The sequence below is a fragment of the Desulfosporosinus shakirovi genome, from assembly GCF_020595055.1.
GTDB lineage: Bacteria > Bacillota > Desulfitobacteriia > Desulfitobacteriales > Desulfitobacteriaceae > Desulfosporosinus > Desulfosporosinus shakirovi.
Window position 1 is genome coordinate 135,230 of record NZ_JAJDOO010000009.1, and the last position, 14,268, is coordinate 149,497.

The following is a 14,268-nucleotide window of genomic DNA, read 5'->3' on the forward strand; positions in this document are numbered from 1 at the left end:
CTCACCTTCCATCTTACAAAAATCTCTACTCAATCTCCCCCGTAAATTATTGAATAGTCAAAAATTTTTATTTTACTTTGATTAATGCAATAACTGTGCCATGTGAAAACGCACCAGCAGAAAGCCCTAACCTTGATGATTTCGTTGATATACCCTATAACCAAAACCTTTATCGAGTCAATTTCAACTTGTCTAAGTCAAAAAAAGAAAAAGAGCCGGTAAATGTACCGCCTCTTTGCGACATTCTAAAATTTTGGTTTTCGTGGTCTTCTTCTAGCTTCTTTTTCCTTCGCCTTAATCTCTGTCGTTTCTGCTTCTGCTTCTAAGACAATTTCTTTTAACTGGCGTTGGATATCCTCCGAAAGAGGATTTTGGTTTTCGTAGTTCTCAAGAATGTCAATCGATTTTGCATAAGAAGTTTCGACAATATCCTTACTGCCGGCTGCTTCCCAGTTCTCTCGATTCTTGCGATCTAACAATTCAGATTTGGACAGCTCCTTGTAATGCGCATAAGTGTGATCACAGCTAATGAATTCTCCGCCGATACCTACCGAACGGACAACCTCCAAGGCCATTTTCTCATCACTTATGGGAATACCTTTAATGGTATGCATAATCATACGAGCCATTTCATTCTGCATAGCCATTTGAGCGTAGTCCCAAGTTAAGCCGCCTTCGAGCATCCCCAGACCATATATCATGTTAGCGCCTGCTAACGCTGGTAATAAAGCGGTCAGGGTAAACTCATGAGCTGCTTGGGCATCAGGTACTTTGCTATCTGTCTATCCACCGGCTACCCAGACAGGAATATTGTAAAATTGAGAAAGTTTGGCACAAGCTGCGCTGAAAAGAGCGAGTTCAGGTGTGCCTACGCAGGCGACGGTTGTTCTCAAGTCCATCATGGTCGTGGAAGTTCCATAGACCATCGGATACCCTCTCTTTTCAAGCTGACCTAAGACAAACATACTCAAAATCTCGGCGTTATGTGTCACTAGTGTACTCGCTAGGTTAACACAAGTCGTTCCACCGGCAAGACCCATGGAGTTAATCTTAGCAGGAACGCCTAAGCGAATTGCTTGAAGCAACGTATCTGTTGCACCCTTAGCATGGACAAGGGGAGCAACCGGGTCTGTACTTTGTGAGAAAAGGGGCCTTTCACGGAATTTGTCTTCTCCGCCAGAAACAACATAGCCCATTTTAGCAACTGCGCGCATGTTTTCCGGGCGATTCATCCCGATATAGGCATGCTTTGTGGAATAGTTATAAAATGATTCCGCAATATGAACTTGCGCAACGTCAGGATCAACTTCTGAAGGTCCCAAAGCTCTTTCAAAGACAATAATCTGATCCATTGCTTCACAAAAGCGAGTTACATCATCAACGTCTTTTTTGAATGGTTTTCTCAGTTTCCGAGTATATGGGTCAATCATTCGGATAGCTTCTCCAAAGTTAACGAAACCGGTCCGATTCCCTTCATTCAGCCAATCATTTTCGCGCTTTCTTCCGCATGCTCTAAATGTCTTAGGTATTGAGCGAATAGCATCTTCTACTAAGTGCGCTGGTATTTTAACAATGTTTGTGTTTCGGTCAAGAGTACATCCGGCACTATAAAACATTTCACGTGCCTCTTCACTTTCAACTCTTACACCGATATCCCAAAGCAGGTCCAATGTGGCTAAATGGACATCGTACAGCTCATCGTTGGTAAACATATTCAGTCCGATCCCATCCATTCGGGTGGAACCGGCATGTATACCTCTGAATGTCAAAAAAATCACCTCCATATAATTCAAGAGCTATAAGAAACAATAATGGGTATACCTAAAATCAAATTACGTGGACAAATCACCCCCTTAAACACCCCATTTATCTTGTTAGATTCCTATTATTTAGACGCCATAAGTCTCTTGCAAAGTTCAACCGCTGAGCCGGCATCCGGGGCATAACCGTCCGCACCAATCGTGTCAGCATACTCTTGAGAAACCGGGGCTCCCCCGATAATTACTTTTACTTTGTCTCTGAGTTCCTCTTCTTCTAATAATTCAATAATGTCTTGCATCGCTGGCATCGTTGTAGTCAGTAGAGCAGACAAGGCAACAATATCGGGTTCATGCTCAATAACAGCATCAATGAAATCTTCAGCCGAAATATCGACACCCATATTAATAACTTCGAGACCGCCACTTTCAATCAGCATACCCACAAGATTTTTCCCAATATCGTGTAAGTCTCCCTTTACAGTTCCCAGTAGAATTTTCCCTTGGCTTTTTTGGTCAGCAACGGCGATTAGGGGTTTAACAATTTCCAGTCCGCCGCTCATGCTCTTAGCTGCCATGAGAACCTCCGGAACATACATATCCCCTGCCTTGAATCGAACCCCAACAACATTCATTCCAGCAATTAAACCCTCGTTTACAATTTCCAGTGGGCTGTTCCCGGCTTCAATAAGGCTCTTAACCTGACTCAAAACCTGATCCTTCTGTCCCTCAATAACACTTTTAGCAAGATCCGCATAGTTACCCATTACTAATTTCCCTCCTCTTTTAAGTATTCATCAAGACAAAAATCTGATTTAGCCCATATACCTGTGCTTACCACTTTTGTCGCCTAGGTAATGGCCTTTATAATAAAGCTCGCCTTTCCAACAAAAGGGTAAGAACAAGCATTATCAATGAGGGGAACAATCTAGGTATTACTTTTCACTACCTTGTGAAAGTAACCGTAGGTACATTTATAAACGAGATCCATAGTTTTGATTGACAAATGTTGACGAGTATTTTTCTAGTTTCCATTGTGGAATTTTGCAGGTCCCACAGGCCTTAAAGAACAATTTATTTCTCAGGCAACGTGCAGCACGGCTATTCTTAGAATTGTAGATCTGGAATGATTCATTGCAATGAGTAATAATTTCGGCGCGATTTCCTCTAATCGTCATACTCTTAATGCCATGCAGGGTCCCGCTTCTTGAGGGCCATAATTTAAGTTTTTCTACAAATCTAAAGAAATCTACGTTTTTACGGTAATAGCGCTTTTTTGACGAATCTATGGCCATCAATACAACTCCAATCCATTCACAGTTCCTTTGTCCCAAATATTCAAAGAACTTCCCATAGCATAGTAGCTACACCAATTTGGAGAGGATCATGCAAAAGCCGATCAGCAGCCAATTGCTCTGCCCCTAAATCCTGCACCCCTAATGGAATTCCCGGAGCCGCGATCCTTGTATCTTTTGTAATATGCCTTAGCTCAATAATATTCTCAGCCGGACAGGCATCGACTAAGATTTCATGCCTAGCTAATGAGCTCTCCAAATCAGTTTCAACCTGAACAATACAACCCAGCTTTTCCATTACGCTGCTCAAACGCTCACTGGCCGTTAAATTGGGATCAAAGACAGTAACCTCAGCTCCATAACGAACTAGCGCTAAAGCGGCACTGCTTCCCACCGGACCCGCCCCAAGGATTAATACCTTTTTACCGGCAAGTCCGTGACACATCCGCTCAAGACCTGCAACATACCCTTTTCCTGTTGCCTCACCATTATCAGAAACCTTACCTGTTTTTAGATTAATAGCCACAAATCGATCATCGTCAGCCATAAATAAGAGGTCCGAGCCCCTTTTTACTGCTTCAGCTACCCCTCCGGCATCGCTGCTTTCCGTGATAACAGCTTTAAAGCCCAAATAAGTAATGATACTCGCCACTGATTCAACAAAGCCTCCAATAATCCCTTGACCACAGGTCATGGGTATTACCGCCACTTGCAAACTCCGGTCAACGAGGCAGTCAGCTCCTTTGCCAGATGCTAACCTAGCTATCTCTTTTAAAGAGCAACCCGTCATTCTCAAGAGGTTTTCATCATAATCAGCTATAGTTGCGGCAATTTGGTCAACATCATTTTCCTTCAGTCGTGTCACTATGATTCACCTCCCAGAAACCTTTTTTTACAGTCAGAAAGTATAAACTTGCGTTATATACTTTCCAAGGCCCCTTCTCGCCATCCATGGCTACAGGGACACTCGGCCATCCATGGCCAGCGCATAAGGGCTCTAAGGCGGACCACCTTCGCCTGCAGCTAGGCGCTAGCCAAGTCTTCTAATAAAAAGGCTCTCATCATACTCGGGACAGCGGTCAATATAATGCCTTATACCCCACTCATTTTGGATCGCTTTAATGACCAAACCTCTCTGAATCCAAGCATCTTTCAAGTCTGTTCCGGTAATAATCAGAGTTGCAACCCACTCCGTTTTGCCTGGTGAATAGTTAGTAAGTACTTCATAGGCTCCAAAGAAATCCGGATATAGATAGAGAGAGCCTGCATCCGCCATAATATGTTCACCTGAAACTTCGAGACAGTCAATTCCGACACGAATGTGTTCTACAATTGCGCCACGCTTTTCAGTAATCTCAAACTCCTGCCAAGGTTTATTTTGAACGAAGGCATTGCCCAGAACTTCCAACATGTTAACACCAGTAGCATGATAGACCGCAATGGGAGTTTGACTAGGAAATCGAGCATCAATCTCAAGGACCTTTAAGTGCCCTCGATGCAGTATGGTCTCAACATCCATAATTCCATTCAAACTTAAGCTTTTAGCCAAACTTAATCCGATCTGTTCAAACTCTTCCCTAAGTTGATCTGATAAAGAAACCGAACCCGCAACCCGTTTGCAATCATAGACTTGATCCATAGACAATTCAGTAATTTGCAAGACTTTGCAGACTCCGGAAAAACCGATAACCTCCAGCGAATAAGACGGACCTTCCAGGTATTCCTCAATGACCCAATCCTTCATACCCTTTTCAAACAAGCGATGGAATTCTTGACTGCTCTCGAGTTTTACAACCCCTTCACTTCCACTTGCTCCTGAAGGTTTTACAATTAGCGGAAAACCACACTCCGGCCAAGCGAGGGGTGCCGGCACACCAATACTGGCGAACAATTCATTGGACTTAATCTTTGAAGAAGAAATGGCATAAGCATCCTCGTCAAACATTAAGGGAACATTGGCATATTTTGCACTTCTTATAAGGCTGTCTATAGCCACGTGATTCTCCAAGGCAGGAATAATCAGATCAATATCTTTAAGAAAAGTTATCCACTCTACCACTTTTGTAACATCAATAGAATAAAAATGATCACAAAGCTCAACAGCCGGAACACAAGTATTCTTATCAACCAGAGTTACTTCCCATCCGGCCTTCTTGGCTAGGTAGACCGCCTCAACCCCTTGAAGCTTACCCCCAACAACAACAACCCGCATGCTTATGCTCCTCCCAAAGGAATTCTACGGTTTTTACGCTTCAAGACCCATTCTGCATATTCGTCTCTGCTGGCCGGAACCAAACCATGTCCAGCCAGCACGGGAACAATTTTAATGATACTTCGATTTCCGTCTTCAATATCAAGAGCATGATTGGACACTCCGGCCAGGCCAGAATGTGGAGGGATAATAGATGTAACAACGTTAGCTCCGGCATCCAGACGATCTGCCAAACCACTTAGACCATCTACATCTAATGAAGCCGGTATTAAACGATCGGGATATACTAACCGCATAATAGCGATAATTAGCAATTCTCTATGCCGAGATACTGAAGTGTAGTGGTACATGGGAGTGTCCTTCTGGGGAACAAAACTCATGACCCGAAGCTGATCGGCTCCTAAACGTCCCATTTCCTCCAGCGAATTAACTAAATCCTCATCTGTATCCCCCACACCCGTCAGTAAACCTTCCTCAATAAGGAAACCTAATTTGTGCGCTAACTTTTTTCGTTCCATTCGCTCAGTATAGCTTTGTCCAAGTCTGAGCTTATGATATAAATCAGGATTATGGGTTTCTTGATAGGTCGCATACCAATCGACACCTGCTGCTTTAAATTCTCTTAATACCTCTTCAGGAACAACTCCTGCTGAAATCATGATTGGAATTTCTGTGCTTTTTTTGATCAGTTCTACTGTCCTTATCAAATGTTCAAAGCCTGATTCTAGTTTATCAAAATAAAGCGGATCTTCTCCCATTGTCAAATCCAGCAAATGTATCCCCGATTCCACGAGACTTAAAGCAGTCTCCATGATTTCTAAATCCGTTTTACGATACCGCTTTAGGGATTGATTTGACTTGCGATAGAGACAAAAAGCACACTCATTGCGACAATAAGTCGAGAAATACACGAATCCATAAATAAATACTTTATCCTCAAAGTAGCGTGTACGGAGTTGACGGGCAACTTCGAACACCTTTTCAAGATCACCTTTTTCCGATAACTTCAACAAAAACAAAAGGTCCTCTCTGCTTAAAGGATTCTCTTGTACAGCTTTTTCCAGGATCTCATCCAGCTTAGAAGTTATAGAAACTATCATTTAAATCACCTTCTTTTTTGTTACAAAGATCTCAAGGTCTGATATTGCTCTCTCAATCTTTTGGGTTGCAGAGTTCTCAGAGTTCGATATATTCTCTCATTATTGCAAATTCCATGCCAAGATATTGATATTTTACCGATCTCATAAGATTCTCCTTTACGAACTCTAAGATCCATGTACACGAAGGCTATCAGCGAAACATTGCTTCATTTTACAAAGGACTTATCAACTGACTAACTCCAAGAACTTATAAAAGAGACGATATCCAAGTCCAAACAAACCTTTTATAAGTCATTATTAACTCAAAAATTGCCCTTAAGAATTTAAAAACGAATCCCTTCCGTATAGGTAAATTCACATGAGTTGCTTCCCAATCAAGGGATATACGTTTTCTACAATCCTGGTAGAAGACATTATTAAACGGGATACCTATTTCAGTATCCCGTCATTTGTAAAGAGTAGATATTTGTTTGAAATTGCCAACTCATCAGACCTAGGATTAAAATGCTCTGCAACCCTCTAACTATAACTGAATCCTTATCTTAACGAGACATATTTGAAATGTATGGAATCTTATTGATTAGCTTTGATGGCTCGGTCTAGGCTTCCATTGTGAATTAATGCATAAGCTCGATTAAATCTATTTAAGCCATATGGCCAATACTCTTCTCTTGATTTACCCATAGCAATTTGAAGTACTGCCCAATAAGCCCATAAAGCATCGCACAAGAACTTATTAATAATGAGAGAGCCCAATTGTTTCTCAGTCAAATCCCCACCAAAATATTCCTTTAAGAAGAAACGTTCCTGTTTATCCGTTAGTTCTGCTTCGATAGACAATGCTCCTAAGTCAAACAAAGGATCGTTCATTCCACCATATTCCCAATCAATAAGATAGAAGTTCTTTTTGTCGTCCAACCAGTTTTCGCAAAGTGGGTCATTGTGACAAGGCGCTTGAGGAGGAGGATTATTCTTGAATAGCAATTTAATTTCCTCAATTTTCTTCTCCATGGTTTCGGCACCTTCATAAAAATCAAAGTTTTTCTCGGCTAGTAATTGAATATAGGTATCAATTTCTTTTAATGGGTTAAAAACAGAAATAAATTCTTTTGGGCAATCATGATATTTTTTAAAAACATGAGCTGCCATGCTAAGATAACGTTCTTCCTCTTTAAAATCCGGTATATGTAAGGTTTTACAATCATCGATGTACTTACATACTTGGTTTCCTGTTGTTTCATCATAATAAATAATAGGAGCACTAATTTGAATATCAGCCATAACCTGAGCATTATGTTTTTCTGCCGGACGATTCAAATACTCAATAGTGCCTGCTCCGGCAAGCCTAACCGCATAGGTCACTTCACTAATTGTTACCTTATAGTTGCTATTCGTTAACCCCCCTGGTAATATTTCAATTGCACTTATTCTAGCATCTTTGAAGAAAGGAATTTCACTAATCATTTTGTAGATGCGTCCGATATGCTCCATCGATATGGAGGGTTCGATCATAATTGATTCAGTCATAAATTATTGATCCTCCCATTTCATATTAGAATTTTCTCTAACATCTAATTAGTAAATTCCAGTGCAGCGATCCTAAAGTCTTCCTTCTGTATCTCTCTCAGTTCATTAGATATTTAACCGTACACCATTAAGATATGTAAGGCTCCTGCTCATGCTTTGGACATTCTGGGATCCTTCCTTGATCATTAGTAACCGTTCTAAACCAAATCCAATGCCAACCCATGGGTCAAAAATCCCCCATTGATCATCAAGGGGATGGGGCCCCATCGCACTTGAACCTAACTCGATCCCTTTAAAAACAACATCTAATGTATCTCCATAAACAACGGAGGATTCTGATTCCAACTGATAATCGTCAATTCCCACGGTATCCATGACCAGAGCTGCCAGCTCTTCCAATCTTTGATGCCTCTGATCTTCGGGCAAACCTAATTCAGTCAGGTTAAGCATGGTAAACTCATTCAGATGTAATGATCCTTTGGATTCCTTCCTGTAGCAAATACCGATCTCAAAGATACGTATTGGTTTTTCCCATAATCGCAAGAGATCTTTCCACAATGTATATAGATTAGGTGCCAGCATCGGACGTAAACATCGCTTTGAATCAAGCCAAAAGACCTGGGAAAAAAGCGGATGATCATCTGACACCGACATTTTTGCTAAGGCTGTTTTTGAGATAATAGTTGGAGTTACTACCTGAACGAATCCCTTTTTCGTTAAAGCTTCTGCGAGTTGTTGTTCAAGTACACTCAAAGGCGGACGTCTTGCAGTCTCTAACATTTCCTGTAACTTCTGTTTTCCTCTAACAACTAAAAGATGTTCTTGCTCTTGGTAGGCTCTATCCCGTTCACTCTGAGTCTCGAAACACATCTCTTGAAGTATTTCACTAGCGTTCAGTTCTTGAAATCGTTGTTTTTGGATTGACGTCCATGTTATGCTCACTTAATTTACCCCCTGAATTAATTGGCGAGGAGTACGGGAGTTTCACCCGCCTACGCGGATTTAGAGTCCACGCGATCAATCCGATCTACCCCCCATGTGTAAATGACTTCAAGACTCTAATGAACTACATTTTGATATAATGCAAATTCAATGCCAAGATTGGGTTGAAGCTCCTTTAGAATTATCTTATTAACACATAATTAACTAAAATTCTTAAAAGGACTGCTTAACTGCCGTAATCTTGGTTTTTTTTGAATGGCTATATCAGTTTGTTCAGAATTTCCTGAAGATCATTCTCTGCTCAATGTCTAACTTAACTTATCTTCTTTTAAAATTCAAGTCACTAAAGACTTTTGTCAGTCATTCGTGACTCACGAATGACTTTTTCTTATCGTTTTTTACAATCAACTCAAAAATACTTATACGAGTTACGATTAACTTAAGTTGACAAGAAAAAAACCACCCGTTCCAGAAAACCAGTGGTTTTCACAGGGTTAATACACAATCCCAGCTTAGTCCAAATTGCAAGGTTTTAGCTGTTAATAATTGTCCCCCCATTGATGTGAAGCATCTGTCCTGACATATAAGAGGAATCAGCCGAGGCCAAAAAAACATAGGCAGGAGCAAGTTCTTTCGGTTGCCCTGCGCGCTGCATTGGAGTGGTACTTCCGAAAGTCGCCACTTCGTCCGCTTGAAAAGAAGCAGGTATCAATGGCGTCCATATTGGACCGGGCGCAACACCATTAACCCGAATCCCCAATTTAGAAAGTGATTCTGACAGAGAACGGTTGAAGGAAACCACGGCCCCTTTAGTCGCAGAATAATCGATAAGTTGGTCATGCCCTTCATATGCGGTAATGGAGGCAGTGTTGATAATAGCACTCCCCGCTTTTAGATATGGTAAAGCAGCTTTTGTTAGATAAAAGTATCCAAAAATATTCGTTCGAAATGTTCTTTCAAGCTGCTCACTTGTAATATCCAGCAGACTATTTTGAGGATGTTGTTCTCCGGCATTGTTGACCAAAACATCAAGTTTACCAAAGGTCTGAATCGTTTGATCCACCACATGTAAACAGAAGGCCTCATTTCCGATGTCCCCTGCCAGAACTTGGCAACGGCGCCCTAATTCCTCCACACGCCTCTTTGTTGCTTGAGCATCCTCGTGTTCATTAAAATAGACCATCAGGATGTCGGCCCCTTCTTTAGCATATGCTATTGACACTGCGCGACCGATACCACTATCTCCTCCAGTAATTATGGCAACTTTTTCGTTAAGCTTATTGCTTCCCACATACGAGTCATCTTCTGAAATAGGTAACGGATTCATCAAGGATTCAAATCCGGGTTGTTGATCCTGATGCTGTGCTGGAAAGGTGGGTTGAGGTATTTTTGGCATCGATAAACTTCCTCCTCACTTTCTATTTCACCTATTAAAATGACCTTTTTTTTAGTTTATACTCATGGTTTTTCCCTATCCTTCCTCTTAAGCACTTTAAGCACTGTTTCACCTGTCCCCTATTACTTTTTTTATACCAGATAGAAATTACAGTGACCTAGAAGACCTTGACACGCTCCTGAAAATAGATATCACGTTTATCAACGAACATACAGATTCTAAATTATTGAGCGAGCCAAACACAACAATTGATAATTTTATCCGTGCGCCGGACGATATTAAATACTAGAGAGCTACCATCATTATTTGGCAGCTCTCTAGTATTTTACCTTCGTTATAGGCTGCAATGACACCACACGATGGTGCAGTGGTTATTGCAACCGTCAGATTCTGCTATTTATTATGTTTTCTAAATTTGCCGGTGTCATTTCAACTCGGGCATTCAGAATCAATTTATCATAGCTTAATTGATTTGGGGGCATTCATTTCTATCGCCTTAGCTATGGCCCCTGTCAAGCCTATCCCAACAGCGGAAATAAGTACTATTTCAGAAGATGGAATATCTCTGATCCATGGCATGATCATCAGATGAGAGCGCACACCACTCACAGAATAATTGGCATCTCCCACAGTCACAAAACCTTTCATGCGATAAGTAATGGGCGCAATGAAATTTAGAAAACCCTGAAGTTCTTGCATTGTAATAGATGGCAGAACCTTGATGATAAATGTCTGCGGCCTGTTTTCCGGTGTATTAGTGCTGTCATGGCTTGCCGATTTTGAGGGCTGCAAATTCATGACTAATGTCTTAATATCGATATCACAGTAACTGGTAAAATATACAGGGGCATGGGGATTGGCATTCCGTATTTCAGCCTGGATTTCCGCTTTAATTGCGGAAGAGATCAGATCTTCTTTGTTGACAAGAACGACCCCCGCATGGGTCAACTGGTGACCTACTGCCGGAAGAAGATCCTTCAATTCGAGAAAAGCTTCGCCGTCCAGAATACATATAGAACCTGAATAGTCGTAGGAATGAACAGTGTATTTCTCGATCACCTCCAGAATCTGCTGCATGTTACCGGGATCTGCCAATCCGGATGCTTCGATAAACAAATATTCGAACTCATGGCAGGACATATCGATAAGAGCCTTGATGAAGTTCTCTTTGATGCAGGAACAGAATATTGAGCCGTTAGATAACTCACGCATAATAGTCCCGTCTTTTTCCAGCAAACGTGCATCAATATTGATTTCACCGAATTCGTTGACGATAACCCCCACAGGGCTGTCCCCATAGTAATGAAGTAAGCGCTCCATAAGCGTAGTTTTTCCCGCACCCAGAAAGCCTGTAATCAGGATCAGTTGTGTCATAAAGCATCATTCTTTCATCTCTGAAATTTTAATCGGCACATTCTCATTTGTTGTGCTTAGCATTGTAGCGTTTGGTTATCTCAGCGATCAATTCATCTCCATCGGGAATGATGGAAATGTACACACTTTCCCCGTCAATGCACATGGTGGGAAGATTTTTCAGTCCCATTTTAGCGGTTCTGGCAATATCCTCTTTGATAAAGTACTTATACACAATATAGTCAGCCATGTCTTTAATCTCATCAAAAATATCGGTGACACTTTTCACCATATAGGTGCAGGCGGCACATTGTTCCGGATCCAACGTAAACAGTTCGATATATACTTTATCCATGGCTGAGTAATCGGGAATTTCGATTTCAATCTGGTCAAAGTCGCTTGCGGAATAGTTGACAACCATGGCTCGGGCGTCATCCGGATGATGGACAGCCAAAGCACAGGCGACTGTGTTTTCCAGAGGCACATCATAGGGCATATCACAGCCGGGACTGATAATGAGGTTGTGTTTGTTGTCGATGCTATCCATCAAATCCAGAACGCCCTTGATATTATCCTGTTGGGTACCGAAAAGCATGGTGGTTGTCAGCGGAATGTTGCCGCTCAGCGCAATGTTATACCGATCCGTAATCCCTTTGGCCCCAACCATATCGACGTTTTCGTCCACAGCCATGGAATCCGGATGGGTCTCACACATGACTTCTATTTGGTAAGAGGCATTCCCGCAGACAAAGAAGGAAGACTTTACACCCTTCAAACGGATATAGTCAAAGACAGCTTTAAAGGGCTCGTGCATCAGATTGGCAAAGACCTTCGGAGAAATCTGGCTGACCAACGGGTCGACAACAGCGATCACATCCATGCCGGCATCAATATATAAGTCGGCCATTTTCTGCGCATACTCGGCACAAAAGGACGTGAGTTGTACCACGTAATCAGGATCTTTTCTAATATCTTTAAAAAAGTCGCTTCCGCGAAGATGGGAGGCCAGTGTCAATGGTCCGCAGATCAAACCGTAAAGCGCGGTTTCATTGCCAATTTCTTCTTTCATTACGCGCATTGCTTCCAAGACAACGGGTATCCGTCCGGATTCCGGTGTCGGGAATTTGCATTTGCAAGGAATCCCTTTTTCTTTGTCGAAGAGATGAGACACAACAGAGGGAGGGTTGTAATCAGCCCACATAAGCTCACAACCAAGAATTTCGGCCTCTAGTTGCAAGTCGAAAGTAATTGGCATACCGTCCGGTTGATAAAGCTTGTATACTTCCCGCAGACTTTCGATCAATTTGGCGGAATCGGTTAAGACTTCTTTTCCTGAATAACCTTTTAGTTTTCCTGCATGGACACCCGCGAAAGGAATCCATGGAATCTGTCCCTTAGTATCCTCGTGATTCAACACCTTCATTAGCAATTCTTTACCCATTTTTTGTATCCTCCTGACGTTTTGAAATGAACATTCATCCACCGAACCCCGCGTCAAATGCAGGGGCAATGTATACAAAGAGACGCTTCCGATAAGCTGGTACAGCGTCTTTGTCTTTGCTGTTTTGCTGTGATGAGTTTTTGATAGATATTAACGAAAGTATAAATTATGGTCTAAAAATTGTGAAGCTACAATTTGAAAGGATTTTCAGGATACAATTTCTTCGGCGAGCCGTCCAAAGTGTATTCTTCATTGACTAAGTGAAAAAGCTGCATTGTTTAATTGACAGACACCGTTGGGAATTGTATCCCGAAAAAATTCTAAAATTGTATCTTTGAAGCTGAGGAACGGTATCTTATAATTTGCATATAGATTTGGCACATGAGACGGACGAGACGAAGTGATAAGCAGACAATGGGGTCGCAAATAGTTATGGCTCTTTTTTTATTGTCATTTTAAGCTTTGGGAGAATTGCTTGGCAGTAAAGCAATCTTGTGTCAAATCAATCATATCGTCGTTAGCTTGTTTGTAATGAGTCAGTATTCTAGCAAAAGAAAATTTCTTTTAAAGGAGGAGAAACACGCTTGAGCCAAGATATTTATGAAAAACTCAAAAATTCGATTGTGGAAATGGATCCTGATTTAGCAAAAGAAGCAGCTAATGAGGCCATTGAAGCGGGCCTTGATCCGTTGGAGTGTATCAGCTTGGGCCTCTCGAAAGGCATGGCGGTTATGGGTGACTTGTTCGATGTAGGCGAGGCTTTTGTTCCTGATTTGATGATGGCCTCCGAGGCATTCGAAACCGCAATCAATATCTTGACAAGTGCACTGTCTGTCGAGGAGAAACACAAAGCTTCCAGTGGAAAAGTTATTATTCACACAGTGCAGGGCGATATTCACGATATTGGCAAGAACATAGTCAGTGTCATGTTGTCGGCAAACAACTTTGAAGTATTTGACCTTGGACGTGATGTGCCGGTGCCCTTAGTCATCAAAAAGGCGGAAGAATACGGCGTGGATCTTATCTGCGGTTCCGCCCTTATGACCACAACCATGGCCTCCATGAAGGAAATTGTCAATTCTCTCAAGGAAGACGGAATTCGTGATAAATACATCGTCATGTTCGGAGGCGCCCCCGTATCTGCCAAGTGGTGTAAGGAAATCGGAGCAGACGGTTACACCGATACGGCTGCAGAGGTAGCTGCAATGGCCAAAGACTTGATTGCAAAGAAAAGAGGTGCATAAT

General features: G+C 41.9%; 11 protein-coding genes and 1 pseudogene. 1 reads left to right on the top strand and 11 read right to left on the bottom strand.

Features of this window, described 5'->3' with window-relative positions:
- Positions 1-245 precede the first annotated feature (245 nt).
- The 11 genes and pseudogenes from mttB to LJE72_RS10355 all read right to left on the bottom strand — a co-directional run bounded on the left by mttB (position 246) and on the right by LJE72_RS10355 (position 13,023).
- A pseudogene (gene mttB, locus LJE72_RS10305) lies at positions 246-1,784 on the bottom strand ([trimethylamine--corrinoid protein] Co-methyltransferase).
- A gap of 101 nt (positions 1,785-1,885) precedes the next feature.
- Positions 1,886-2,524 carry a cobalamin B12-binding domain-containing protein gene (locus LJE72_RS10310; protein ID WP_073033364.1) on the bottom strand — a complete coding sequence of 213 codons (639 nt, stop codon included), beginning with the start codon at positions 2,522-2,524 and terminating at the stop codon, positions 1,886-1,888.
- 207 nt (positions 2,525-2,731) lie between these two features.
- Complete coding sequence (gene pylSn / locus LJE72_RS10315) at positions 2,732-3,052, bottom strand: pyrrolysine--tRNA(Pyl) ligase small subunit (protein WP_229247499.1); 321 nt, start codon at positions 3,050-3,052, stop codon at positions 2,732-2,734.
- Positions 3,053-3,095: 43 nt separating this feature from the next.
- Complete coding sequence (gene pylD, locus LJE72_RS10320; protein ID WP_229247500.1) at positions 3,096-3,917, bottom strand: 3-methylornithyl-N6-L-lysine dehydrogenase PylD; 822 nt, start codon at positions 3,915-3,917, stop codon at positions 3,096-3,098.
- 165 nt (positions 3,918-4,082) lie between these two features.
- A complete protein-coding gene (gene pylC / locus LJE72_RS10325; protein ID WP_229247501.1) occupies positions 4,083-5,264 on the bottom strand; it encodes a 3-methylornithine--L-lysine ligase PylC in 1,182 nt (393 codons plus the stop codon).
- A gap of 2 nt (positions 5,265-5,266) precedes the next feature.
- Positions 5,267-6,364, bottom strand: a complete 1,098-nt coding sequence (gene pylB / locus LJE72_RS10330; RefSeq protein WP_229247502.1) for a methylornithine synthase PylB — start codon at positions 6,362-6,364, stop codon at positions 5,267-5,269.
- Between the two features lie 573 nt (positions 6,365-6,937).
- Complete coding sequence (locus LJE72_RS10335; RefSeq protein ID WP_229247503.1) at positions 6,938-7,891, bottom strand: choline/ethanolamine kinase family protein; 954 nt, start codon at positions 7,889-7,891, stop codon at positions 6,938-6,940.
- 105 nt (positions 7,892-7,996) lie between these two features.
- Positions 7,997-8,833 (bottom strand): pyrrolysine--tRNA(Pyl) ligase large subunit, encoded by an 837-nt coding sequence (gene pylSc, locus LJE72_RS10340; protein WP_229247504.1) that lies wholly within the window; start codon positions 8,831-8,833, stop codon positions 7,997-7,999.
- A gap of 532 nt (positions 8,834-9,365) precedes the next feature.
- Positions 9,366-10,229: an SDR family oxidoreductase gene (locus LJE72_RS10345; protein ID WP_229247505.1), complete on the bottom strand. Its 864-nt coding sequence runs from the start codon at positions 10,227-10,229 to the stop codon at positions 9,366-9,368.
- A 456-nt stretch (positions 10,230-10,685) separates the two neighbouring features.
- Positions 10,686-11,603, bottom strand: a complete 918-nt coding sequence (locus LJE72_RS10350) for a CobW family GTP-binding protein (RefSeq protein WP_229247506.1) — start codon at positions 11,601-11,603, stop codon at positions 10,686-10,688.
- Positions 11,604-11,646: 43 nt separating this feature from the next.
- Positions 11,647-13,023, bottom strand: a complete 1,377-nt coding sequence (locus LJE72_RS10355) for a uroporphyrinogen decarboxylase family protein (protein WP_229247507.1) — start codon at positions 13,021-13,023, stop codon at positions 11,647-11,649.
- Between the two features lie 584 nt (positions 13,024-13,607).
- Between LJE72_RS10355 and LJE72_RS10360 the strand changes: the two genes are divergently transcribed.
- On the top strand, positions 13,608-14,267 hold the full coding sequence (locus LJE72_RS10360; protein WP_229247508.1) for a cobalamin B12-binding domain-containing protein: 660 nt from the start codon (positions 13,608-13,610) through the stop codon (positions 14,265-14,267).
- Position 14,268 lies beyond the last annotated feature (1 nt).

Excerpts from the sequence above, each read along its gene's own strand:
- LJE72_RS10310 (WP_073033364.1), bottom strand. The coding sequence starts at position 2,524 with ATGGGTAACTATGCGGATCTTGCTAAAAGTGTTATTGAGGGACAGAAG.
- pylSn (WP_229247499.1), bottom strand. The coding sequence starts at position 3,052 with ATGGCCATAGATTCGTCAAAAAAGCGCTATTACCGTAAAAACGTAGAT.
- pylC (WP_229247501.1), bottom strand. The coding sequence starts at position 5,264 with ATGCGGGTTGTTGTTGTTGGGGGTAAGCTTCAAGGGGTTGAGGCGGTC.
- pylB (WP_229247502.1), bottom strand. The coding sequence starts at position 6,364 with ATGATAGTTTCTATAACTTCTAAGCTGGATGAGATCCTGGAAAAAGCT.
- LJE72_RS10335 (WP_229247503.1), bottom strand. The coding sequence starts at position 7,891 with ATGACTGAATCAATTATGATCGAACCCTCCATATCGATGGAGCATATC.
- LJE72_RS10345 (WP_229247505.1), bottom strand. The coding sequence starts at position 10,229 with ATGCCAAAAATACCTCAACCCACCTTTCCAGCACAGCATCAGGATCAA.
- LJE72_RS10350 (WP_229247506.1), bottom strand. The coding sequence starts at position 11,603 with ATGACACAACTGATCCTGATTACAGGCTTTCTGGGTGCGGGAAAAACT.
- LJE72_RS10355 (WP_229247507.1), bottom strand. The coding sequence starts at position 13,023 with ATGGGTAAAGAATTGCTAATGAAGGTGTTGAATCACGAGGATACTAAG.